Genomic DNA, 21,267 nt, shown 5'->3' with positions numbered 1-21,267 from the left:
ACGAGTTGAATGAAACGGTCATCCGCAAACCCCGAAGGCCAGTGATGCGGTTTGCCCACGCCGCGGCGATCTTCTTTCGCGGATTTCTCGATCATCCGCGCATGGTCGCATCGATCGTTCCTTCGTCGAAAAGCACGATCGACGCCCTGCTGGAACGTGTCGATTGGGCGAATTGCAAACTGTTCGTAGAGTACGGGCCGGGCGTCGGCACCTTCACGTCGCATATTCTTGACCGCCTGCCCGCCGACGGCATGCTGTTGGTGATCGATACCAATTCTCGCTTCATCGATTATCTCAGGCAGTCGATCCATGACGATCGGTTCCAGGCGGTTCTCGGCTCTGCCACCGATGTCGACAAGTTCATTCGCGCGACCGGGCACGACAAAGCCGATTACATCCTTTCGGGGTTGCCGTTTTCAGCTTTGTCGGTCGAGCAGGGGCAGGAAATCGTCGATACATCTTATTCGGTCCTGCGCGAGGGCGGAGCCTTCCTGACCTACCAGTTCCGCGATGCGGCGCGCAGGCTTACAGAGGAAAGATTCGCCAAGGTTGAGACCGGCTTTGCGCTTTTGAATGTTCCTCCATGCCTGCTGACGTGGGGCTGGAAGCTGTCGCAGCAGTAACGAGCTCCGGGCGAGCCGGGCCTTGCATGATTTCCTTCGGGGTTGGGGACACTGTGACACCGGCTCCCTCCGCCGCCGGCGCGCGGCAATCGCTCCGTCTCCCGTTATGCGCGAACCATCGAGAGCGATTCTGACAAGAGAGCGCCGTGATCGATCCGTGTCGCGCGTCTGGATAACCGGTGGGGAATTCCCCCTTGCAATTTAAGGGGCAAATTGGTCGGGGAGAGAGGATTCGAACCTCCGGCCCCTGCCTCCCGAAAATCTGTCCCCAGCACGGAAATGGCGGATTTCTGCGGTTTTTGGTGACGTAAAGTGCCGCAAAATGCCCCAGTTTGACGCTAAGACCTAGGACAAGACCTAGGACAAGCTGATTGTGATTGTGTCGGTCAGCGCAACCGACGATTGACATAAGTTCAGCTGGGTAGCCCAGCGAGTGACACAGAAATCTGTTTGCTTTGCACCCGTCATTTGTCCCGTTTCCGCCGATCAATTGAACGGACCGCGTCTTGTAAAAAGTCGGGACTGTGATGAGAATAAATGCGAGCCGTCGTCTCGTGATCTTGTCCGAGATAGCCAGCGATCTCCCACATACTCACGCCGTCCTGAGCCATCCACGTGGCGATCGTATGCCTGAGCACATGAGGCGTGATGCCATGTAGGTTGGCCCGTTCGGCTGCGGACTTGAAGCTACGAATCACACGGGTTGGCGATTTGCCGCGCGCAAGGATTACAGGTGAATTGTCTGCTGTCCGCTTCGCGTACGCATACCTCAGAAAGGTCATCAAGCGTTCCGGTATCGGTACGGTTGGACGGCGCTTTTTGGTAACTTCCCGACCCGGAATCTGAAAGGTTATGCGTCGCCGATCCAAGTCGATCCGATCCCACGTGAGCGAGAGTATAGCTTCGGAGCGTGCGCCCGAATAGATGCCGATCAACATGAACAGAGGGAGATAGGTGCGGGTATGAGGGTGACCGCCTCGCGACTGCCACAAAAGGCGCGCCATCTCGTTTATGGTGAGAAATCTCTCCTTGGGAGGCGTTTTTTTAGGTAAGGGGACGTGGACCACGCGCGTCAGCTTTCCCTCTTGAAAGCAGAAATTCTGCGCAGCAGTGATTGTCGCTAATTCTTTGCGAATTGTAGCGTTGGAAATTCCTTTGGGCCTGCTCTTTCTGCGGTACTCCGCATACTCGTTGCATGAAGCTTGATTGACCTCTGACAGCATGCGAGTTTTCCAAAACGGGATCAAAGCGCTCATCGCATATCCGATCCGCGCGGGGTCCATCGCGTGGATTGCCTTGTGCTCACCGTAATATCTTAACGCATCCACAACGAGAAACCTGTCTGGTCGCGTCTCGTTGTCGAAGGTGTAAAGAGAATGACAGTATTCGACGTAAATCTCGTGAGCCAGTTTCTCATCTGAAGTGCCTGTCGAGCGGGACCTCCTTTTTCCTTTCTCGTACCAAACAATATAGTAAGTTTTACGATCTTCGGCCCACTTAAGCTTGGGGCCGGTACTCTTTCTGGGCATTACGACCTCTGTGATTCGATCTGAGATCGTTCCATATGATGCACGATTCTTCAGATGTCATCGGCATAATTATTTGACATGACTGGCAATTAAACTCCTTCTATCGTCAGCAGCGATTAGCAGTGAGCGAGAGCGAGGGAGGTGCTTGTTCGAAACGTTGACGGATTCATTCGGAAGCCGCAGGAGATTGAGCAAGCAAAGGAGCCATCTTTCAACATGCCCTCGCAGAAGACACTCGTCATCGAATATCTATTCGATCTTCATTGGGATCAGGGGGCTCAGCGCCTTCGTAGGACTCTGATGAGTCTCACTGATGTTGCTGACGCAATTCGGGCGTGCCGGAATCAAGGAGTCACGTTAAGCGACCGCAATCCTGCGAATTTTCTGAAGGACATCCTGCGCGGAGGGAATGCGTCGTCGAGATGGCCGACTTCCGTTTCAAAACGACGGTATACTGCCGTGCAGCGCACAGGGGCCGGAGAATGTTTTGAATTCATCCCCTACCTGCCGGGGCAAACGGAGCCATTTCCGGACGATTTCCCAGTCAGGCTCGAAGCGGAACGCTTTCTAATACAGTCTACCAGTATTCCGCTTGTCACGAAATCACTCGGACGATCCGATGAAACGTGGCACATCCAAGTGGCAGTTCAGCTTCGGGTTGTTGAGACACATTTCGCGGTCGCCGGTGCTTTTAATATTCTTGAACTCGCGCACTTACAGTCAGGCATTAAACTCCGGTCCACCGAAATTGACGCGCTGTTTCTTGGCAAGACGGGTTCGGAGGCAGCTCCAACTCAGGTGCTTGTTACCTGCGAGGCAAAGCAGGCTTCCGATCCACTCATCCCTAGTCAGATAATCAATCAGGTCCAAGCAGCGTTCGCTGCCAATCCGGATGTTGAGGTCACGGTCCCAATCGGTTTGCGAGCGATCAAAGGCGTTGGATTCTACGTCAGCGAGTTCGCGTGTGTGAAGCGCGAAGAGGCACCGATGTTAAAAGCTCTTACGCTCGCGAGCGATTCGATTTTGGAACTAAAGCCGAGCGTTAGGGGCGTTTAGCGCTTCAATCTCTGACTGCTTCCGCTTGCGCGCGCCGCTTTTGCGATCTCTTCTACCGATCGGGTTTGTTATTTTCCAATATTTGGATGCCTGTGAAAGGTCCATACGCAGAAGACTGACATCGCCGAGCTTCAGACTTTCGATTGGTCGCGTAGTCTCTTGACCGAGCGCCTTTATAATTTCGCTTGCAACAGCGCGGGCGAGTGGCGGAGGAACCGAGTTTCCTATCTGACGCGCCCCATGCCACTTGGTCTCATGGAAACGGAACCAATCCGGATAGCCATGAAGCCGGGCCATCTCTCGGACGGTCACGCACCTAGGGTACTTATAATGAATTGGGCGAGGGCTGGTGAAGGCTCCCCTCGCAGCGTCCGTCCCCGCGCGAAGGGTGTTGGATACGCCGTCCGCAGCGAGTTTGAAAAAGCGTGAGATCGGCTCGACCGAGCCACCTTGAGTTTCCGAAAACCGGCGACGAGATATTTGAGTGTGGCTGGTGAGCAGGCTTGATGTCAGCTTACTTGAATCCCACTCGCGGGGATACCCGTTATGCCATGCATCATTCGTCAAGCACCGGAGCTCGGCGGCATAGGCGCTTAGCGGTCCCCAGCTCTTTGTCTCGACCTCATCAGACTTCCACAGCGAATCGAAGCTTTCCGCGTCGGGCAAGTCGTCTAACGCGTCTGCACAGGTCGGACCTTCGGGTGATCCGCAATTTGAAGTTCCAGTGGCGTGCGTTCGCGGTGCTGGATAGTTCGGAAGACTGTATCCTTTGCGAGCACCGATCAGAAACAAACGATGTCTATTTTGCGGAACACCGTAATCAGCTGCGTTCAAAACCTTTTCTTTAAGAACGACGCGGTACTCGCCGCCGTTTTCGAAAGCTTCGATCACCTCTTCGAGGAACTTCCGATGTCTGCCGACTGTCAGACCTTTGACATTCTCAAAAACGAAGAAGCTGGCTTGAAGTTCATGAACGATGCGAACGAAATCGCGGACAAGCGAATTGCGAGGGTCGTCTAGAGCCCGCTGTCCAATCATGGAGAAGCCTTGGCAAGGTGCTCCTCCGAACACGACGTCAACCTTCCTGTCTCCAAGGCCTGCTGCCGTTCGAATTTGATCTCCTGTGACTTCGGTAACGGAACTCGGGATCACAGTGCAGTTTGGAAAATTGTAGTGATGGGTCGCACAATGTACGGGGTCGATCTCAACGGCCGCAACGACGTCAAAGCCGGCTTGCTCGAAGCCGAGGCTCATTCCGCCAGCGCCTGCAAAGAGATCGATACCGGTAGGGCGTGTCATGGGTGGCACCGCGTTTGAACGATTAGGGAACATTCCTCTATGCAAGGCGCGGCCGGATTGCCACCGCTGTCGTCGCCTGATCGTAGGTATTCCACAATCGCGTTGATCGCGGCATCCTCGGCTCGAAGGGCGCATTGCCAAACAACGAGGGAACTCCACCCCATTTTGCGAAGGTCTGCAATGTTGCGTGAATCTCGATCGCGGTTTGCCTCGATTTTTGAGCGCCAATAGATCTGATTTGATTTCGGAAGCTTGCCCCACCTACACCCATGCCCATGCCAGTAGCAGCCGTGGACGAAAACCACTTTGCGTCGTGTTGGAAAAACAAGATCGGGCGATCCTGGTAGATCCCGTCTATGGAGACGGTAGCGGAAGCCGAGACGATGTAACCTTCGGCGCACGATCATCTCAGGCTTTGTGTCTTTCCCACTGACACTTGCCATAATTTTGCTGCGCCGCTCGGGGTCGACATGATCAGTCAAGTTGCTGCTTCGGTTTTGAGTGGGGAGGAATGCCGGGACGTAACGACCTGCGAACGTTGCCGCTAACGTAAGCTGCTGTGTCTATGCTGGACGAGCGCCGGGCGAGCATATAGCGATCTCTTCGAAAGTGAGTAATCATGACAGGCGAAGCTAAACACATCAACGCGATGCCGACCAAAGCGTTCTTTGTCGACATGCTTGTGCGCGATATTCCAACCGAACGGGCCATCCTCGACCTTGTCGACAACTGCATCGATGGGGCAAAACGACTCCGGCCCGGCAGTGACGAAAATTTCGATGGCCTATGGGTGAAGATACACTTGGATGGGGACCGATTTGAGATATCGGACAACTGCGGCGGTTTCGATACGGAAACTGCAATGAATTATGCATTCCGCTTTGGTCGACCGGCAGATGCCAAATCAACGGATTACTCTATCGGACAGTTCGGCGTCGGTATGAAGAGGGCACTTTTCAAGTTTGGCCGATATTTCGAGGTTCATTCCACTACTTCCTATGAGAAGTGGGCAATGAAGGTGGACGTGGATGAGTGGGAACACGGCACAGACTGGCAATTCGAATTTGCAGAACTTATAGAAGATAAGGCTTTCACAGCTGATGAGTGCGGCACGCGTATCATGGTCAACAAGCTGAGGCCGGAAATCGCCAATAAATTCTCATCTGAATACTTTCGTCGGTCTCTGGCCGAAACGATTAGGGCCCATCAGCGCCAATTCCTGTCCTCCGGCTTAGCTATCGAATTCAACGGCCAGCATCTCACACACACAGACCTGCGAGTTCTGAGCGGTGGTTCTTACTCCCCAGTCGTCGAAGAAATTACCTTTGATCGCGAAACCGAGGCCCCAGTCCTAGTCCGCATCATCGCTGGAATTTCCGAATCAAAACCTGCTGACGCCGGCTGGTACATAGTTTGTAACGGTAGGGTCATCCTTTCAGCAGATCGCTCTGAGGCTACAGGTTGGAATTCAGTCTCAGAACAAAAGGACGGGATTCCTAAATTTCATAACCAGTATGCTCGCTTTCGGGGGATCGTTTTTTTCGATTGTAGTTCTTCGCAAAAGCTGCCGTGGAACACCACAAAGACTGGGCTCGATGAGGCGTCGGCTATATGGCAATCTGTGTTTCCGAAGATGCTCGACCACACCAGAACGATCATTAAGTTTCTGAATCGTCTTGATGAAGAATTCGAAGAATATGGAAAAAATTCTCCCACGCTCTCAACTTTAGCTAAGGAAGCGAGCGCGCTGGACGTTGAAAAAATTCGAGGAGCACGGCCTTTCGCTTGGAATATGAATCCGAAGGCGCCCGGCCCAAAGTTGACTAAGATTCAATACTCACGCGAAGTCGCCAAGATACGTACCTTGATGGAAGCTCTGGGTGTCAATAGCGCTAAAGCCGTCGGTGAAACCACCTTCGATATGATCCTCTCAGAACAGGGGGAGGACGAATGACCGCCAGCTATGAGCTGATTGATTATTCGCTAAGGCCTGCAAAATTCGCAGAGAGGAAAATGCTATGCGATTTTTTCTCACGCCTGCGTGTGTTTGGGTCTTTGGAAAGCTATAGGTATGTCGGTTTCGGATCAATTTGGTTTTCTGACTGCATTCTTTTTCATCGAGCTTTAGGCATCTCGGATATTATATCGATTGAGTGTGAAATCGATCACCAGAAGCGATTTGAATTTAACAATCCGCTGCGGGGCATCAAATTGATTATGGGAGAGGCCAGTGATGTCCTTCCCACACTTGACTGGGATATCCGTTCAATCATTTGGTTAGACTACGATGATCCATTGAATTTAGGCATCCTAGAGGACGTTCGTACAGTCGCTTCACGTGCGAGATCAGGAACCGCATTTGTCGTCTCTGTCCAATCTGAGAAAATTTTCGACAAGCGAGACCAAGAAAACCCAGTCCACGTCCAATCGAAGGACGAGTTTGCAGACTACTTCGGAGCCAATCGGACACCCGAAGCTTTAGCGCAGTCCGACCTTCGTGGTTGGACACTTTCCAAAACCTCCCGCCAAATGCTTCGATCAGAAATTAACGAAGGGCTGAATTTGGCCAACGCAGCGAGGCCTGCTGGACAGAGGATCGAGTTCCGCCAGACGGTTGCTTTTGAGTACAAGGACGGCGCAAAAATGACGACCGTCGGCGGCGTTTTCGTGGACCAAGGTCAGAACGCACATTTCGACGGCGCTGGATTAAGGGACTTAGAGTTTTTCCGCGACGATGAGGAGGCATTGCGTATTCATATGCCGTTGGTCACTCCGCACGAGATGCGCCACTTAGACAGACAGCTACCCGCACCCGTCAGCAGCGGATTAAACGCTGATCCCATTCCTCTGAAGGAGGCGAACCGATATGCAAAATTTTATCGGTATTTGCCCAACTTCGCTTCATTCGAACGATAGACACCGCTTTCCGGGGTCAACGTGGGCCGCAGGATGCGCCTACTCTCCCGCGAGTGCGTCGAATAGGCACTTGGTTGGTCGGTGAGAACCTTCGGCCCCTGCCTCCCATCAGCAGAGCCCCTCCAAACCGTGACGAATAAAAGCCACGTTTTACATTAGGTTAAACATTTTTACCCACCCGATGTTTGCAACTTAGATCGGGTAACGGACGCATTATCGGCACAATTAAAAGCAAAAAAGGCCGATCACTGGAAGGTGAAGGCCTTTATGGCTTTGAAAACAATGGATAATTGGTCGGGGAGAGAGGATTCGAACCTCCGGCCCCTGCCTCCCGAAGACAGTGCTCTACCAGGCTGAGCTACTCCCCGACCGTGTCGGTCCCGCATGAAAATGCTTCACGCGGGTCGAGGCAAGGCGCGCCCTATAGGTGTGGATGAGCATAGTGGCAAGCGGGCAATTGCACTCGTATAGTCGCATTCATGGCCAGCGCAGCGATTCCCGTTTCCGACCCCGCCGCTCCTCATCCGGAGCAGCAATATCTCGACCTGATGCGCGTGGTCTGGGAGACCGGAAGCGAGCGGCTCGATCGCACCGGCGTGGGCACGCGCTCGGTGTGCGGAGCGATGCTTCGATTCGATCTGGCGGATGGCGCGATGCCGCTGCTCACCACCAAGCGGGTCTACTGGAAGACCGCAACGCGCGAATTGCTGTGGTTCCTGACGGGTTCAACCAATATCCGCCCGCTGGTGCTGCAAGGCGTGAAAATCTGGAACGAATGGCCGCACGCGCACTATGTCCGCGAGACGGGCGAGGACATCGGCATCGATGATTTCGTCTCGCGAATCGCCGCAGACGAAGCATTCGCCGCGCGCTGGGGTGATCTTGGGCCGGTTTACGGCAAGCAATGGGTCGATTGGCCAACCTACCGCTATCGTGCCGATGGCCTTTACGAGAAGGGCGAGGGCATCAATCAGGTCGCAGCCGTAATCGAAAGCCTGCGCGCCAGCCCCGGCAGCCGCCGCCACATCATCGAAGGCTGGAACGTCGCCGAGTTAGACCGGATGGCGCTGCCGCCGTGCCACAAGACCTACCAGTTCCATGTCGCAGGCGAGGGAGAGGGCGCACGGCTCAACTGCCTGCTGTATCAGCGCAGCTGCGATGTCGCGCTGGGCCTGCCGTTCAACCTGTGGTCGGCGGCGTTGCTCACCCGCGTGATCGCGCAGCAGACTGGCATCGCGCCGGGCGAATTGGTGTGGATGGGCGGGGACGTGCATCTCTACCGCAATCACGAACATCTGATCGCGGAACAGCTAGGCCGTGTACCGCAGGGCCATCCGAGGCTGGAGATCACCCGCACGCCGGAAACAATATTCGATTACCGCATCCATGATTTCGTGGTGCATGATTACGCTCCGCTGCCTCCGATCAAGGCGCCTGTTGCGGTGTGATGGCCGCAACGCGCGATGCTTGACCGGAGGCCGGCGTTGAAATAAAAATACGCGATCAAGCAATGATTGCACTACCGTTGGCGGTGCGAAGCATTTGGGAGAGCGCTGCCATGGCCGAGCCGGTCGATTCTGAAAAACAGCCAGCCCCCGCGCCGGACGGCAATCGCCCGTCGTTGTCGCTACATGTTCCCGAGCCGAAGTACCGGCCCGGCGACACAGTCGATTTCTCCGATATCGACATCGGCACGCCCGGTGGTCAACTACGTCCCGATGAAAGCGCGCATCCTTCACAGATGGGTGAACTGGCCTATAGCCTGATCCGGGTGCTGGGCGACGACAATCAGGCGCACGGCCCGTGGAACCCGCGGCTCGATCCCGAAACCCTGCGCAAGATGCTCGGCCATATGGCGATGGTGCGGGCGTTCGATGAACGCATGTTCCGCGGCCAGCGGCAGGGCAAGACCAGCTTTTACATGAAGTGCACCGGCGAGGAGGCGACCTCGATCGCGCCCGCCATGGCGCTGGCGAGCGACGACATGGTGTTCCCGTCCTACCGCCAGCAGGGCATCCTCATCGCGCGCGGGTATCCGCTGATCGAGATGATCAACCAGATCTATTCGAACAAGGCTGACAAGCTGAAGGGGCGCCAGCTGCCGATCATGTATTCCAGCCGCGAGCACGGCTTCTTCAGCATTTCCGGCAACCTCGCCACGCAGACCCCGCAGGCAGTGGGCTGGGCGATGGCGAGCGCGATCAAGGGCGACAGCCGGATCGCAGCGACCTGGGTGGGGGAGGGTAGCACGGCAGAGGGCGATTTCCACAGCGCCTGCACCTTTGCGGCGGTGTATAATGCACCGGTTATCCTCAATGTTATCAACAACCAGTGGGCCATCAGCAGCTTCAGCGGGTTCGCGGGGGCCGAACGCACCACCTTCGCCGCGCGCGGGCTGGGCTATGGCATTGCCGCGCTGCGGGTCGACGGCAATGATGCGCTCGCCTGCTTCGCCGCCGCGCAATGGGCCGCCAACCGCGCGCGCGCCAATCAGGGGCCGACGCTGATCGAATATTTCACCTACAGGGCAGAAGGGCACTCCACGTCGGACGATCCCAGTGGCTACCGCAGCGCGCAGGAACGCGAGGAATGGCCGCTGGGCGATCCGGTGACGCGGCTCAAGGCGCATCTTATCGCGATCGGCGAATGGGACGAAGAGCGCCACGCGGCGATGGATCTGGAATGTGCCGAACTGGTCAAGGCCACCACCAAGGAGGCCGAGAAGAACGGCATCCTCGGCCACGGCCTGCACCATCCGTTCCACACCATGTTCGAGGATGTCTACGAGGAGCTGCCCTGGCACCTTGAGGAACAGGCCGATCAGGCGATCCGCGAACGCCTCGCCAAGTTCGGCACCGAAAGGCCCTTCGGATGAGCGAAGATACCCAGACTGTGGCGAACGCCGAGGCTGCTCCCGAACGCCGCCTCAACATGATCGAGGCGATCAACGAAGCGCTCGACATCATGCTGGCGCGTGATCCCGATGTTATCATCATGGGCGAGGATGTGGGCTATTTCGGCGGGGTGTTCCGCGCCACTGCTGGGCTGCAGGCGAAACACGGCAAGACCCGCGTTTTCGACACACCGATTTCCGAATGCGGGATCATCGGTGTGGCGGTGGGAATGGGCGCTTACGGCTTGCGTCCCGTACCGGAAATCCAGTTCGCCGATTACATTTACCCCGGTCTCGACCAGCTCATCAGCGAGGCTGCGCGGCTGCGTTACCGTTCGGCCGGAGATTTCATCGCGCCAATGACCGTGCGCTCGCCCTTCGGCGGGGGCATCTTCGGCGGGCAGACCCACAGCCAGAGCCCCGAGGCGATCTTCACACATGTTTCGGGCCTCAAGACCGTCATCCCGGCGACCCCCTATGATGCCAAGGGCCTGCTGATCGCGGCGATCGAGGATAATGACCCGGTCATCTTCTTCGAGCCCAAGCGCATCTATAACGGGCCGTTCTCCGGCTTCTACGACAAGCCGGTCGAGCCGTGGAAGAAGCACGCCGACAGCGTGGTGCCCGAAGGATATTACCGCATCCCGCTGGGCAAGGCGCGTATCGTGCGTGCAGGCGAGGCGATGACGATCCTGACCTATGGCACGATGGTTCATGTCGCCGAAGCGGTGGCCCGCGAAAAGGGCGTCGACGCCGAAATCATCGACCTGCGCACACTGGTTCCGCTCGATATCGAAGCGATCGAAGCCTCGGTGGAAAAGACCGGGCGCTGTATGATCGTGCACGAGGCGACCCGCACTTCCGGCTTCGGCGCTGAGCTTTCCGCGCTCGTCACGGAACGCTGTTTCTACCACCTCGAAGCCCCGGTTGAACGCGTCACCGGCTTCGATACGCCCTATCCCCACAGCCTCGAATGGGCCTATTTCCCCGGCCCGGTCCGCATCGGCGATGCCATCGACAAGCTTCTCAAGGACTGAACGCACCATGGCGAAGTTCATTTTCAAGATGCCCGACGTGGGCGAAGGCGTGGCCGAGGCGGAAGTCGTCGAATGGCACGTGAAGGTCGGAGACCGGGTCGAGGAAGACCAGCACCTTGTCGACGTGATGACCGACAAGGCGACGATCGACATCGAAAGCCCGGTGGCGGGCACCGTCGTCGAAGTCGCGGGCGAGGTCGGCGACGTAATCGCGATCGGTTCGATGCTGCTGGTGATCGAAGTCGCCCAGGAAGAAGGGGGCGAAGCTTCGGAGGAGCAGGCCGAGGCCGCTGCCGAGCAGATCGAAGACGATATGTCGGATGCCGAAGGGGCGGACGATAAAGAACCCGAGCCTGCCACCGTTCTCCCTGAGCCTGCCGAATGGTCTTCCTTCACTCCGGCTGAGGCCGAGCAAGAGAAAGGCAGGGCTTCGACAAGCTCGGCACGAACGGATCACAAAGTCCTCGCCAGCCCCGCCGTGCGTCAGCGCGCCCGCGACTTGGGGATCGATCTGGGCGAGGTGAAACCCGCCGAGGATGGCCGCGTGCGCCACGGCGATCTGGACGCTTTCCTCGCCTACAATGCAGGCAGCGGGTTCGGCACTGCAGGCAAGGCGCGCGGTGACGAGACGATCAAGGTCATCGGCCTGCGCAAACGCATCGCCCAGAATATGGCCGCTGCCAAGCGTCATATCCCGCACTTCACTTATGTCGAGGAATGCGATGTCACCGCGCTTGAAGAACTGCGCGCTGATCTCAACTCCGCGCGCGGTGACAAGCCCAAGCTGACCATGCTGCCGCTGCTGATCCGCGCGATCTGCAAGGTGGTGCCCGACTATCCGATGATCAACGCGCGCTATGATGACGAGGCGGGCGTGGTGAAGCGCTATGGCAGCGTGCATCTCGGCATGGCCGCGCAGACCGATGCGGGCCTGATGGTGCCGGTGATTCGCGATGCGCAAAGCCGCAACCTGTGGCAATTGGCGCGCGAGATCGTGCGTCTGGCGGAAGCCGCGCGCAGCGGCAAGGCGACGTCGGAGGAGCTTTCCGGTTCGACCCTCACCATCACCTCGCTCGGGCCGCTCGGCGGGGTGGCGACCACGCCAGTCATCAACCGACCCGAAGTCGCGATCATCGGCCCAAACCGTATCGTCGAACGTCCGATGTTCGTTTCCGACGGCATGGGAGGTGAACGAATCGCCAAGCGCAAGCTGATGAACATCTCGATTTCATGCGATCATCGCGTGGTCGATGGGCATAATGCGGCCAGCTTTGTGCAAGGGATCAAGCGCCTGATTGAAACCCCGGCATTGTTGCTGGTGGATTGATGAAAAATTCGCGTCGGGGCAGGTGACGAGGGCGTTGACAGCCTTCGAAGCCAGCCCTAATGGCGCTGCTCCAACGAACGGAACGGCATCGCCGGGACGTCATTGGACGAATAAATACGCGGGTGTAGCTCAGTTGGTTAGAGCGCCGGCCTGTCACGCCGGAGGTCGCGGGTTCAAGTCCCGTCACTCGCGCCACTTCCCCTCAGCGGGAATGGCCATCGACAGATCCAATCAGGAAAACGAGGCGGGCGTCAGTCCGCCTTTTTCGTTGGTGCGGCCGTTACAGGCGGGCTCCAGCTACCGGTTTCCATCCAGATCAGGAAGCGCCGCAGAGGCAGTAGCCATATGAGGCCCAGCACCACGTAGATGACCGTCTGCGCCCAACCGGGCCAGCTACCGATCAGCCCGGGCGCATAGCGGGCGATGACCGCGCCATAGACCATCAGTCCGATGAACAGGCTGAAGATGCCGAGAGGGATTCGCCAGGTCGGGGTTTCGCGCATCAGTTGAATCCGTAAATCCGCGTCGGGGTCACGACCGCATCGAGCGGCATGTCATGGGCTTCGGCAGGCAATTCAGCGCAAAGCTGCACGTCCCACGCAAGCCCAATGGTCATGCGCCCGGGATGTTCCGCCAGCCAGCGATCATAATGCCCCCCGCCTTGTCCCAGCCGCTCGCACCTGTCGGTAAAGCCGAGCAGCGGCACGAACAGGACATCGGGAACCATCACTTCGGCGGCAGCATCGGGTTGCAGGATGCCGAACGGGCCGAGCTCGCAATCGGTCTCACCATAGGGATCAGTGTGCCGGGCCAGAACCATGGGTGCATCGCGCGACGCGAAGCGGGGCAGGGCGATGGCGTGACCGGCTTCATGGAAGAACCGCGCATAACCACGCGCCGGGGTTTCGTGTGTTGCCGCGTGGTAAAGGCCGATGGTCGCTCCCGGCGCAATTCGCGCGGCAAGCAGCGCGGGCGGACGATGGAACAGCAGCGCGCGGATCGCATCGGGCTGCGCGGCAACATGCGCCCGCCGCGCAGCGCGGAGGGTGCGACGAAGTTCCGATTTGGTGAGATTGGTCATGACAGTCTTGCGGTAGGCCACGGCCCAAAGGGCCGCAAGGGTGACTGTCCGCCCGGAGGGGTGGCCCCGCAGAGGCCGGGGCCCCGGAGGATAGCCAGGCGCGCGGATGCGCGCGCCAGCGCTTGAGGCTAAAAAAATGGTTGTGACGGAACCACCATGGGTCGTTTGCGCTAGAAATCCTCTGACGCGTGGTACGTCAGGTGGGCGCCGTATGCCCAAGCTTTCCGGACGAACCAGCAAGCAAGGACAGGGACAGCTCCCATTTGGATTACTTATAGCCTCAGGGATATTCAATCGGCTCGTGCCGGGCAGTCCCGTCAACGCCTTATCTAGGCGCTTGGCGCGATAGCTTCAAGCGCCGCTGCGCTGGCTTCCGCCCGCTCGGCAAGCGCTTCGAGCTGTTCGGCAATGGCGGCACTGGGTTCCGGGCTGGCGGACGCCTCGGATTGGGGCGACGGAGCGGTGGCTGGTGCACGGCGCAGTTCGGCCAGTTCCGATTCGAGTGTCGCGATTTCAGCGCGTAAAGCGGGCGCTTCGTCCTGTTTGGCCGTGCTCCCGGGCTCAGCTTTCCTCGCCTCGGCCAGTTCGTCGGCAAGGAACAGTGCTGCGAACAGCAGGTTCTGCGCTTCCAAAGGCGCGCGGGCTGAACCGATCAGCGCATATTTCTCTGCAATCATCGCGCCCAGCGCTGCGATATGCGCTTCCTCGCCATCCGCGCACGCCACCGGATAGTTCTTGGGGCCGATGGAGATCATCACCGTGCTCATGATGCATTATTCTTCCAGCTTGCCGATCAGATCGTCGATTTCGCGAAGGCTTTCAGCCACCTGTTCCTTCAACTTCTCATGGCTGTTGACCAGTTCCACGACCCGTTTGGAGCCTGCTGCCTGCTGGGCGGCATTGTTTTGCGCCGCTTCGCGCGCGGCAGCAATGCGTTCCATCGCGGCTTCAATGCGCTGCACAGCGTTCTCGATGCGGTCGGCTACCATGCAGGCAAAATATCAAGATTGGCATGTTCGCGCAAAGTCTTGCCGGGGCCTGTTGATAAGTCGTCCCTATTGCCGCAGCTCCCGCGCTTGCACGCGAGGTTGACCTCTCCGGACGGCTCGGCAATGGCTCAGCCCGCAATCGAGGGATCGAATCGCCCGCCCGCCCGGACGGCGTGGTGGGCACGGCTCCGGGGCTGGATGGCAGCCACGGGATACCACAGGAGACACGCGCGCCCATGACGATCGAACCCGCCCGCCTGCCGCTGATGGCAAACGCGATCCGCGCCCTTTCGATGGACGCGGTGGAGGCGGCCAATTCGGGCCATCCGGGAATGCCGATGGGCATGGCCGACGTGGCGACGGTGCTGTGGACGCGGCATCTGAAGTTCGATCCGAATGCGCCGTTCTGGGCCGATCGCGATCGCTTTGTGCTGTCCGCCGGTCACGGATCGATGCTGATCTACGCGCTGCTCCACCTGACAGGTTACGAGCGCCCGACGATCGAGGATATCCGCAACTTCCGCCAGATCAGCAGCCCGTGTGCGGGCCACCCGGAAAACTTCCTGCTCGACGGGGTGGAATGCACTACCGGCCCTCTGGGGCAGGGCGTTGCGATGGCAGTAGGCATGGCGATGGCGGAACGGCACCTCAACGCCGTGTTCGGCAACGATCTGGTCGATCACCGCACCTGGGTGATTGCGGGCGACGGGTGCCTGATGGAGGGCATCAACCACGAGGCGATCGGGCTGGCCGGACACCTCGGGCTCGGACATCTCAATGTTCTGTGGGACGATAACCGCATCACCATCGACGGCGCGACCGATCTTTCCACCAGCGAAGACATCAAGGCGCGCTATGTTGCGACCGGTTGGCACGTGACGGAGTGCGACGGGCACGATTTCGCCGATATCGAGCGCGCGCTGCAGGAAGCTAAGGCCGATCCGCGGCCCTCGCTCGTGGCCTGTCGCACCGTGATCGGCAAAGGCGCGCCCAACAAGCAGGGCACCAGCGCCACTCACGGATCGCCGCTCGGCGCAGGCGAGGTTGCCGCCGCCCGCGAAACGCTGGGCTGGGAAGCCGCGCCGTTCGAAATCCCTTCCGAAATCCTCGCCGATTGGCACATGGCCGGCGAACCGGGCCGCGCGGCGCACGGCGCGTGGGCTGGGCGGCTGGAGGCTTCGGACCACAAGGCCGAATTCGAACGCCGCATGGCAGGCGATTTGCCGGAGGGTTTCAGCCTTGAAAGCCACATCGCGTGCCTGATCGGCGAACCGCAAAAAATTGCCACGCGCAAGGCTTCAGAAATCGCGCTGGCTGCCATCAATCCGGCGTTGCCCGATACCATCGGCGGCAGTGCCGACCTGACGGGATCGAACAACACCCTCGCAGGCGGGATCGGCACCTTCAAACGTGACAATTATGCCGGTCGCTATGTCTATTACGGCATCCGCGAATTCGGCATGGCGGCGGCGATGAACGGGATGGCGCTGCACGGCGGCGTGATCCCTTATGGCGGCACATTCCTGGTGTTCACCGACTATGCCCGCGGCGCGATCCGCCTTTCGGCGCTCCAGCGTGCGCGGGTCATCTACGTGATGACCCATGACAGCATCGGGCTGGGGGAGGACGGGCCGACTCACCAGCCGATTGAACACATCGCTTCGCTGCGGGCGATGCCGAACCTGCTGGTGATGCGCCCTGCCGATGCGGTCGAGACAGCCGAATGCTGGGAAATTGCGCTGCAGCAGAAGGATCGCCCCACGGTGCTGGCGCTGACCCGCCAGAACTTGCCGCAATTGCGGTTGGAAGCGGGCGAGAACCTGTCGGCCAAGGGCGGTTACCGGATCAAATCTGCGGAAGCTACGCGCAAGGTTGTGATCCTAGCCACCGGATCGGAAGTCGCGCTGGCGTATGATTGCGCCGCGCAGCTTGAAGCGGCTGGCGTGGGCGTGGATGTCGTTTCGATGGTGTGCAGCGAATTGTTCGACGAACAGCCCGAAGCTTACCGCGCCGATGTGCTGCCTGCCGACGCGCTGATCGTCTCGATCGAGGCTGCCAGCACCTTCGGATGGCAGCGCTACACCGGCACCGGCGGTATCAATATCGGGCTGGACCGTTTCGGGGCTTCGGCGCCGGCGGGCGATCTGTTCGCCCATTTCGGCTTCACCGCGGAGGCAATAGTCCCGCAAATCCAAAGCAAATTGAACGCTTAAGCAGGAGTATCTATCATGGCCACCAAGGTTGCCATCAATGGCTTCGGTCGCATCGGCCGGCTTGTCGCGCGCGCGATCCTCGAACGCAGCGACCACGATCTGGAACTGGTCGCGATCAATGATCTCGCCGATGCCAAGGCGAACGCGCTGTTGTTCGCTTACGATTCCGTCCATGGCCGCTTTGACGGTGACGTGACCGCCGATGGCGACGCGATCATCGTCAATGGCAAGCGGATTGCCGTGACCAAGGAACGCGATCCGGGCAAGCTGCCGCATGGCGACATGGGCGTGGACATCGTGCTGGAATGCACCGGGTTCTTCCAGTCGGACGAAGCCAGCCGCCCGCATCTCACCGCCGGGGCCAAGCGCGTACTGATTTCCGCGCCTGCAACCGGCGTGTCCAAGACCATCGTTTACGGTGTCAACCACGACACGCTGAGCGGTGATGATGTCATCATCTCCAACGCGAGCTGCACCACAAACTGCCTCGCGCCGGTGGCCAAGGTGTTGAACGATGCGTTCGGGATCGAGCGCGGGTTCATGACCACGATCCATTCCTACACCAACGATCAGCGGATGCTCGATCAGATCCACAGCGATTTGCGCCGTGCCCGTGCCGGTGCGCAGAACATGATCCCGACCACCACTGGCGCCGCGCGCGCGGTGGGCCTCGTGTTGCCCGAACTCAAGGGCAAGCTGGACGGATCGAGCGTGCGCGTGCCGACGCCCAATGTAAGCCTTGTGGATCTGGTGTTCGTGCCGGGCCGCGACACGACCGCGGAAGAAATCAATGCTGCCTTGAAGGCGGCGGCGGATGGCCCGATGAAGGGCGTGCTCGATTTCACCGATCAGCCGCTTGTTTCGAGTGATTTCAATCACTACCCGGCGTCTTCTACCGTGGATTCGCTGGAAACCAGCGTCATGGAAGGCAAGCTTGCCCGTGTGGTCAGCTGGTACGACAACGAATGGGGCTTTTCCAACCGGATGATCGACACCGCCGGAGTGATGGCGAAGTTTCTCTAAGGGGAGCTTCGAAAAACCGTTCGTGCTGAGCTTGTCGAAGCACCGCTCTTCTTCTGGAGCGTCGGTTCGGAAGAAAGAACAGCCCTTCGACAGGCTCAGGGCGAACGGAGATGTGACGTGAGTTCTTTCAAGACTCTTGACGATCTGCCTGCCGATCTCACCGGAGAGGTTGCGCTGGTGCGGGTCGATCTCAACCTGCCGATGAAGGATGGTTCGGCCACTGACCTGACCCGCGTCGAGGCGGTCAAGCCGACGATCCTCGAACTCGCGGAGCGCGGGGCCAAAGTGCTGCTGCTGGCGCATTTCGGACGACCGGGCGGCCAGCGCTCCTCCGTCCTATCGACCAGCATGGTGGTGGGCGATGTCGAGAAGGTGCTCGGCAAGGAAGTGATGTTCATCCCCGAAATCACCGGCCCGGTGGTGGCTCAGTCGATCGGCATTCTGCGGGGCGGCGATATCGGCCTGCTCGACAATACCCGCTTCTGGCCGGGCGAGGAGGCCAATGATCCCAACCTGGCACAGGCGATCGCGGCCAACGGAACGCTGTATGTCAACGATGCCTTCAGCGCCGTGCACCGCGCCCATGCGACGACCGAAGGGCTGGCGCACTTCCTGCCAGCCTATGCAGGGCGTTCGATGGAAGCCGAGCTGAAGGCGCTTGATGCCGCGCTCGGCAATCCTGAAACGCCGGTCGCGGCTGTTGTCGGCGGGGCCAAGGTTTCGACCAAGCTTGCCGTGCTCGAACATCTGGTGGGCAAGGTGCAGCACCTTATCATCGGCGGCGGCATGGCCAACACCTTCCTCGCCGCGCGCGGGGTGAATGTCGGCAAGAGCCTGTGCGAGCATGATCTGGCCGATACCGTGGCGAAGATCATGGACGAGGCGGACCACGCAGGTTGCACCGTTCACCTGCCCTATGACGTGGTGGTGGCGAAAGAATTTGCGGCGAACCCTGCGTCTTTGCGCACCTGCAACGTCCATGAAGTCGAAGCGGACGAGATGATCCTGGACCTTGGCCCGCAGGCGGTCGAGGCGCTGGGGGATGTGCTGAAGACCTGCCGTACGCTGGTTTGGAACGGGCCACTGGGCGCATTCGAGACGCCGCCGTTCGATGCGGCCACGGTCGCGCTGGCACGCACGACTGCGGCACTGACGCTCGAAGGATCGCTGATCAGCGTGGCTGGCGGCGGAGATACGGTCGCAGCACTCGCGCAGGCAGGAGCGTCCAACGATTTCTCTTACGTTTCAACGGCGGGCGGCGCCTTCCTCGAATGGATGGAAGGTCGCGTCCTGCCGGGCGTGGCGGCGCTGGAAGCCTGACATGGCGAACGTGGAATCCGAGATAGAGGCGCTCGAACTGCGCCTGATGCGGGCGTGGGTGGCGGGCGACGCCAAGGAAGCCAAAAAGCTCACCGCACGCGACTTCATGTGCATGGTCGGCACCTTGCCGCCGCAGTTGCTCGACCGGCCGAGCTTCCTCGCCGGTCTCGAACGCGGCTTTGCCTGCACCAAGTTCGCCTTTCACGAGGTGTTCGTGCGCCGCCACGGCAAAGCCGCATGGTTCGTAGGCGGAGCCGAGCTCGAACTGGCGATGGGGGCAAAGCTCTGGTCCGGGCCGTTCCTTGTCACCGGCCTGTGGCGCAAGGGTACGATCGGGGGGTGGAAGCTTGCCGAACGCAGCCTCGCGCGGCTCGACGAGGGCGACAACCTCGCTGGGGCAGTCGGCAAGCTGCAATTGTGGAAATAGGCATGAGCGAAGCAGACGACACCAGCTACGGACAGCTTTCCGTCATGAATACGGGTGAGTTCGCAGGCTGGCGTTATTGGCAGGGCGATCCTTTCGAGTCCCGTTCCGGACCGTTCTTCTACCGCCGCGAGGATGATGGCTCCTATGTCAGCGCCTTCCGCGCCGAGCCGCGTCACATGAACGGCGGCGGGTTCATGCACGGCGGCTGCCTGATGACCTTCGCCGATTTCGCATTGTTCGCCATCGCGACCGATGAATTGAACGGCGATCACGCGGTGACGCTCAACCTTGCCGGCGACTTTCTCGGCGCGGTGCAATCGGGCTCGATGGTCGAGGCGCGCGGCGAGGTGACGCGCGGCGGAGGCAAGACGATCTTCGTGCGCGGGATGGTGACGGGTAACGGCAAGCCTGCGCTCAGCTTTACCGGCATTATCCGGCGATTGACCCGGCGCTGACATAGGTTGCTGTTCGGCTTGTGCAGGTGCAGCATGGATGTTGCAGCCCGCCCGAACGCTCGCTAAGTGCCCGGGCGAACCTTCGCCTGCATAGGTATGCATAAACCTGTGCAGGCAGCCATAACAGCCACATCGCGCACGCCGCGCGCCACTGGAGAACGCCGCTATGAACAGCCAGGAAATGACGACCCGCATCGCCACCGGACAGGGTTTCATCGCGGCGCTCGACCAGTCGGGCGGCTCCACGCCAAAGGCGCTGCGCGGGTACGGGGTCGATGACAGCGAGTGGTCGGGCGACGACGAGATGTTCGGCGCAATCCACGCGATGCGCGCCCGCGTCATCACCGCGCCGTGCTTCGGCAGCGGCAAGGTGATCGGCGCGATTTTGTTTGAAAAGACCATGGACGGCGCGGTCGAAGGCAAGCCCACCGCCGAAGCCTTGAAAGCGCGCGGCATCGTGCCGTTCATCAAGGTCGACGAAGGTCTCGCGGATGAAGCGGACGGCGTGCAGTTGATGAAGCCGATGACGAAGCTGGCGGCGCTGCTGGAAAAGTCGGTCGCGCAGGGCATGTTCGGCACCAAGATGCGTTCGGTCATCAAGTCTGCCAATCCGGCCGGAATCGCCGATGTGGTCGCCCAGCAGTTCGACGTGGCAGCGCAGATCATCGCCGCCGGGCTGATGCCGATCATCGAGCCGGAATATGACATCACCGCCGCAGACCGTGCTGACGGCGAGAATATCCTGCTCGCCGAAATCACCCGGCACCTCGATGCGCTGCCCGAAGGCCAGCAGGTGATGCTCAAGCTGTCGATCCCGGCGACCGCGGGCCTGTACACCCCGCTGACCCGCCACCTCAAGGTGCTGCGCGTGGTCGCGCTGTCGGGCGGGTTCTCGACCGACGATGCTTGCACGCGGCTTGCGCAGAACCCCGGCATGATCGCCAGCTTCAGCCGCGGGCTGCTGCAGGACTTGCGTAAAACCCAGTCGGACGACGAGTTCGATACCGTGCTCGGCAAGGCAATCGACCAGATTGCCAGCGCCAGCGTCTGACGCGGCGTCTGCCCCTGAATAGGTGACA

General features: G+C 59.5%; 21 protein-coding genes, 2 tRNA genes and 1 other RNA gene. 15 read left to right on the top strand and 9 right to left on the bottom strand.

Going from position 1 to position 21,267, the window contains the following annotated elements; genetic code table 11:
- Positions 1-44: 44 nt before the first annotated feature.
- Positions 45-623: a class I SAM-dependent methyltransferase gene (locus J3454_RS02910; RefSeq protein WP_349512251.1), complete on the top strand. Its 579-nt coding sequence runs from the start codon at positions 45-47 to the stop codon at positions 621-623.
- Positions 624-1,087: 464 nt separating this feature from the next.
- Here J3454_RS02910 and J3454_RS02905 read toward each other — a convergent pair whose 3' ends face one another.
- Entirely contained in the window at positions 1,088-2,152 is a 1,065-nt protein-coding gene (locus J3454_RS02905) for a tyrosine-type recombinase/integrase (protein ID WP_349512250.1), read from the bottom strand.
- Positions 2,153-2,452: 300 nt separating this feature from the next.
- On the opposite strand from J3454_RS02905, the gene J3454_RS02900 reads away from it, so the two are divergent.
- Positions 2,453-3,208 carry a hypothetical protein gene (locus J3454_RS02900; RefSeq protein ID WP_349512249.1) on the top strand — a complete coding sequence of 252 codons (756 nt, stop codon included), beginning with the start codon at positions 2,453-2,455 and terminating at the stop codon, positions 3,206-3,208.
- On the opposite strand, the gene J3454_RS02895 is transcribed toward J3454_RS02900, so the two are convergent.
- Positions 3,182-4,507, bottom strand: coding sequence for a DNA cytosine methyltransferase (locus J3454_RS02895; RefSeq protein WP_349512248.1), 1,326 nt, complete (start codon positions 4,505-4,507; stop codon positions 3,182-3,184). The genes J3454_RS02900 and J3454_RS02895 overlap by 27 nt on opposite strands.
- Positions 4,504-4,989: a very short patch repair endonuclease gene (locus J3454_RS02890; protein WP_349512247.1), complete on the bottom strand. Its 486-nt coding sequence runs from the start codon at positions 4,987-4,989 to the stop codon at positions 4,504-4,506. Before J3454_RS02890 ends, J3454_RS02895 begins: the two co-directional genes overlap by 4 nt.
- Positions 4,990-5,126: 137 nt before the next feature.
- On the opposite strand from J3454_RS02890, the gene J3454_RS02885 reads away from it, so the two are divergent.
- Both J3454_RS02885 and J3454_RS02880 read left to right on the top strand, forming a co-directional pair.
- Entirely contained in the window at positions 5,127-6,461 is a 1,335-nt protein-coding gene (locus J3454_RS02885) for an ATP-binding protein (protein ID WP_349512246.1), read from the top strand.
- Complete coding sequence (locus J3454_RS02880) at positions 6,458-7,423, top strand: O-methyltransferase (RefSeq protein ID WP_349512245.1); 966 nt, start codon at positions 6,458-6,460, stop codon at positions 7,421-7,423. The genes J3454_RS02885 and J3454_RS02880 overlap by 4 nt, the downstream gene beginning before the upstream one ends.
- Before the next feature lie 291 nt (positions 7,424-7,714).
- On the opposite strand, the gene J3454_RS02875 is transcribed toward J3454_RS02880, so the two are convergent.
- Positions 7,715-7,791: transfer RNA gene (locus tag J3454_RS02875), tRNA-Pro, on the bottom strand.
- Positions 7,792-7,902: 111 nt separating this feature from the next.
- On the opposite strand from J3454_RS02875, the gene thyA reads away from it, so the two are divergent.
- The 5 genes from thyA to J3454_RS02850 all read left to right on the top strand — a co-directional run bounded on the left by thyA (position 7,903) and on the right by J3454_RS02850 (position 12,875).
- Entirely contained in the window at positions 7,903-8,871 is a 969-nt protein-coding gene (gene thyA, locus J3454_RS02870; protein ID WP_349512244.1) for a thymidylate synthase, read from the top strand.
- A 110-nt stretch (positions 8,872-8,981) separates the two neighbouring features.
- Complete coding sequence (locus J3454_RS02865; RefSeq protein WP_349512243.1) at positions 8,982-10,298, top strand: thiamine pyrophosphate-dependent enzyme; 1,317 nt, start codon at positions 8,982-8,984, stop codon at positions 10,296-10,298.
- Complete coding sequence (locus J3454_RS02860; protein ID WP_349512242.1) at positions 10,295-11,353, top strand: alpha-ketoacid dehydrogenase subunit beta; 1,059 nt, start codon at positions 10,295-10,297, stop codon at positions 11,351-11,353. Before J3454_RS02865 ends, J3454_RS02860 begins: the two co-directional genes overlap by 4 nt.
- A gap of 7 nt (positions 11,354-11,360) precedes the next feature.
- Positions 11,361-12,680, top strand: coding sequence for a dihydrolipoamide acetyltransferase family protein (locus J3454_RS02855; protein ID WP_349512241.1), 1,320 nt, complete (start codon positions 11,361-11,363; stop codon positions 12,678-12,680).
- 118 nt (positions 12,681-12,798) lie between these two features.
- Positions 12,799-12,875: transfer RNA gene (locus tag J3454_RS02850), tRNA-Asp, on the top strand.
- Between the two features lie 56 nt (positions 12,876-12,931).
- On the opposite strand, the gene J3454_RS02845 is transcribed toward J3454_RS02850, so the two are convergent.
- From J3454_RS02845 to J3454_RS02825, 5 genes are all read right to left on the bottom strand, one after another.
- Entirely contained in the window at positions 12,932-13,183 is a 252-nt protein-coding gene (locus J3454_RS02845; RefSeq protein WP_349512240.1) for a DUF2842 domain-containing protein, read from the bottom strand.
- Positions 13,183-13,761 (bottom strand): 5-formyltetrahydrofolate cyclo-ligase, encoded by a 579-nt coding sequence (locus J3454_RS02840; RefSeq protein ID WP_349512239.1) that lies wholly within the window; start codon positions 13,759-13,761, stop codon positions 13,183-13,185. The genes J3454_RS02845 and J3454_RS02840 overlap by 1 nt, the downstream gene beginning before the upstream one ends.
- A gap of 144 nt (positions 13,762-13,905) precedes the next feature.
- Positions 13,906-14,079: non-coding RNA, 6S RNA (ssrS, locus tag J3454_RS02835), on the bottom strand.
- A gap of 11 nt (positions 14,080-14,090) precedes the next feature.
- A complete protein-coding gene (locus J3454_RS02830) occupies positions 14,091-14,528 on the bottom strand; it encodes a cell division protein ZapA (RefSeq protein ID WP_349512238.1) in 438 nt (145 codons plus the stop codon).
- 6 nt (positions 14,529-14,534) lie between these two features.
- Positions 14,535-14,750 carry a hypothetical protein gene (locus J3454_RS02825; RefSeq protein ID WP_349512237.1) on the bottom strand — a complete coding sequence of 72 codons (216 nt, stop codon included), beginning with the start codon at positions 14,748-14,750 and terminating at the stop codon, positions 14,535-14,537.
- A 236-nt stretch (positions 14,751-14,986) separates the two neighbouring features.
- Here J3454_RS02825 and tkt point away from each other — a divergent pair, with 236 nt between their 5' ends.
- From tkt to J3454_RS02795, 6 genes are all read left to right on the top strand, one after another.
- Positions 14,987-16,963 carry a transketolase gene (tkt, locus tag J3454_RS02820; protein ID WP_349512236.1) on the top strand — a complete coding sequence of 659 codons (1,977 nt, stop codon included), beginning with the start codon at positions 14,987-14,989 and terminating at the stop codon, positions 16,961-16,963.
- Positions 16,964-16,978: 15 nt separating this feature from the next.
- Positions 16,979-17,986, top strand: coding sequence for a type I glyceraldehyde-3-phosphate dehydrogenase (gene gap / locus J3454_RS02815; RefSeq protein ID WP_349512235.1), 1,008 nt, complete (start codon positions 16,979-16,981; stop codon positions 17,984-17,986).
- A gap of 117 nt (positions 17,987-18,103) precedes the next feature.
- Entirely contained in the window at positions 18,104-19,306 is a 1,203-nt protein-coding gene (locus tag J3454_RS02810) for a phosphoglycerate kinase (RefSeq protein ID WP_349512234.1), read from the top strand.
- Between the two features lies 1 nt (position 19,307).
- Positions 19,308-19,733 (top strand): YybH family protein, encoded by a 426-nt coding sequence (locus J3454_RS02805; protein ID WP_349512233.1) that lies wholly within the window; start codon positions 19,308-19,310, stop codon positions 19,731-19,733.
- Positions 19,734-19,735: 2 nt separating this feature from the next.
- A complete protein-coding gene (locus tag J3454_RS02800) occupies positions 19,736-20,188 on the top strand; it encodes a PaaI family thioesterase (RefSeq protein WP_349512232.1) in 453 nt (150 codons plus the stop codon).
- 166 nt (positions 20,189-20,354) lie between these two features.
- Entirely contained in the window at positions 20,355-21,239 is an 885-nt protein-coding gene (locus tag J3454_RS02795) for a fructose bisphosphate aldolase (RefSeq protein WP_349512231.1), read from the top strand.
- Positions 21,240-21,267: the final 28 nt, after the last annotated feature.

Origin of the sequence: Erythrobacter sp. NFXS35 (assembly GCF_040148725.1) — a bacterium.
Lineage (GTDB): Bacteria > Pseudomonadota > Alphaproteobacteria > Sphingomonadales > Sphingomonadaceae > Erythrobacter.
The sequence above is the reverse complement of the archived record's forward strand: the minus strand, read 5'-3'. Positions and strand labels throughout refer to the sequence as shown.

Excerpts from the sequence above, each read along its gene's own strand:
- J3454_RS02910 (WP_349512251.1), top strand. The coding sequence starts at position 45 with ATGCGGTTTGCCCACGCCGCGGCGATCTTCTTTCGCGGATTTCTCGAT.
- J3454_RS02905 (WP_349512250.1), bottom strand. The coding sequence starts at position 2,152 with ATGCCCAGAAAGAGTACCGGCCCCAAGCTTAAGTGGGCCGAAGATCGT.
- J3454_RS02900 (WP_349512249.1), top strand. The coding sequence starts at position 2,453 with ATGAGTCTCACTGATGTTGCTGACGCAATTCGGGCGTGCCGGAATCAA.
- J3454_RS02895 (WP_349512248.1), bottom strand. The coding sequence starts at position 4,507 with ATGACACGCCCTACCGGTATCGATCTCTTTGCAGGCGCTGGCGGAATG.
- J3454_RS02885 (WP_349512246.1), top strand. The coding sequence starts at position 5,127 with ATGACAGGCGAAGCTAAACACATCAACGCGATGCCGACCAAAGCGTTC.
- J3454_RS02880 (WP_349512245.1), top strand. The coding sequence starts at position 6,458 with ATGACCGCCAGCTATGAGCTGATTGATTATTCGCTAAGGCCTGCAAAA.
- thyA (WP_349512244.1), top strand. The coding sequence starts at position 7,903 with ATGGCCAGCGCAGCGATTCCCGTTTCCGACCCCGCCGCTCCTCATCCG.
- J3454_RS02865 (WP_349512243.1), top strand. The coding sequence starts at position 8,982 with ATGGCCGAGCCGGTCGATTCTGAAAAACAGCCAGCCCCCGCGCCGGAC.
- J3454_RS02860 (WP_349512242.1), top strand. The coding sequence starts at position 10,295 with ATGAGCGAAGATACCCAGACTGTGGCGAACGCCGAGGCTGCTCCCGAA.
- J3454_RS02855 (WP_349512241.1), top strand. The coding sequence starts at position 11,361 with ATGGCGAAGTTCATTTTCAAGATGCCCGACGTGGGCGAAGGCGTGGCC.
- J3454_RS02845 (WP_349512240.1), bottom strand. The coding sequence starts at position 13,183 with ATGCGCGAAACCCCGACCTGGCGAATCCCTCTCGGCATCTTCAGCCTG.
- J3454_RS02840 (WP_349512239.1), bottom strand. The coding sequence starts at position 13,761 with ATGACCAATCTCACCAAATCGGAACTTCGTCGCACCCTCCGCGCTGCG.
- J3454_RS02830 (WP_349512238.1), bottom strand. The coding sequence starts at position 14,528 with ATGAGCACGGTGATGATCTCCATCGGCCCCAAGAACTATCCGGTGGCG.
- J3454_RS02825 (WP_349512237.1), bottom strand. The coding sequence starts at position 14,750 with ATGGTAGCCGACCGCATCGAGAACGCTGTGCAGCGCATTGAAGCCGCG.
- tkt (WP_349512236.1), top strand. The coding sequence starts at position 14,987 with ATGACGATCGAACCCGCCCGCCTGCCGCTGATGGCAAACGCGATCCGC.
- gap (WP_349512235.1), top strand. The coding sequence starts at position 16,979 with ATGGCCACCAAGGTTGCCATCAATGGCTTCGGTCGCATCGGCCGGCTT.
- J3454_RS02805 (WP_349512233.1), top strand. The coding sequence starts at position 19,308 with ATGGCGAACGTGGAATCCGAGATAGAGGCGCTCGAACTGCGCCTGATG.
- J3454_RS02800 (WP_349512232.1), top strand. The coding sequence starts at position 19,736 with ATGAGCGAAGCAGACGACACCAGCTACGGACAGCTTTCCGTCATGAAT.
- J3454_RS02795 (WP_349512231.1), top strand. The coding sequence starts at position 20,355 with ATGAACAGCCAGGAAATGACGACCCGCATCGCCACCGGACAGGGTTTC.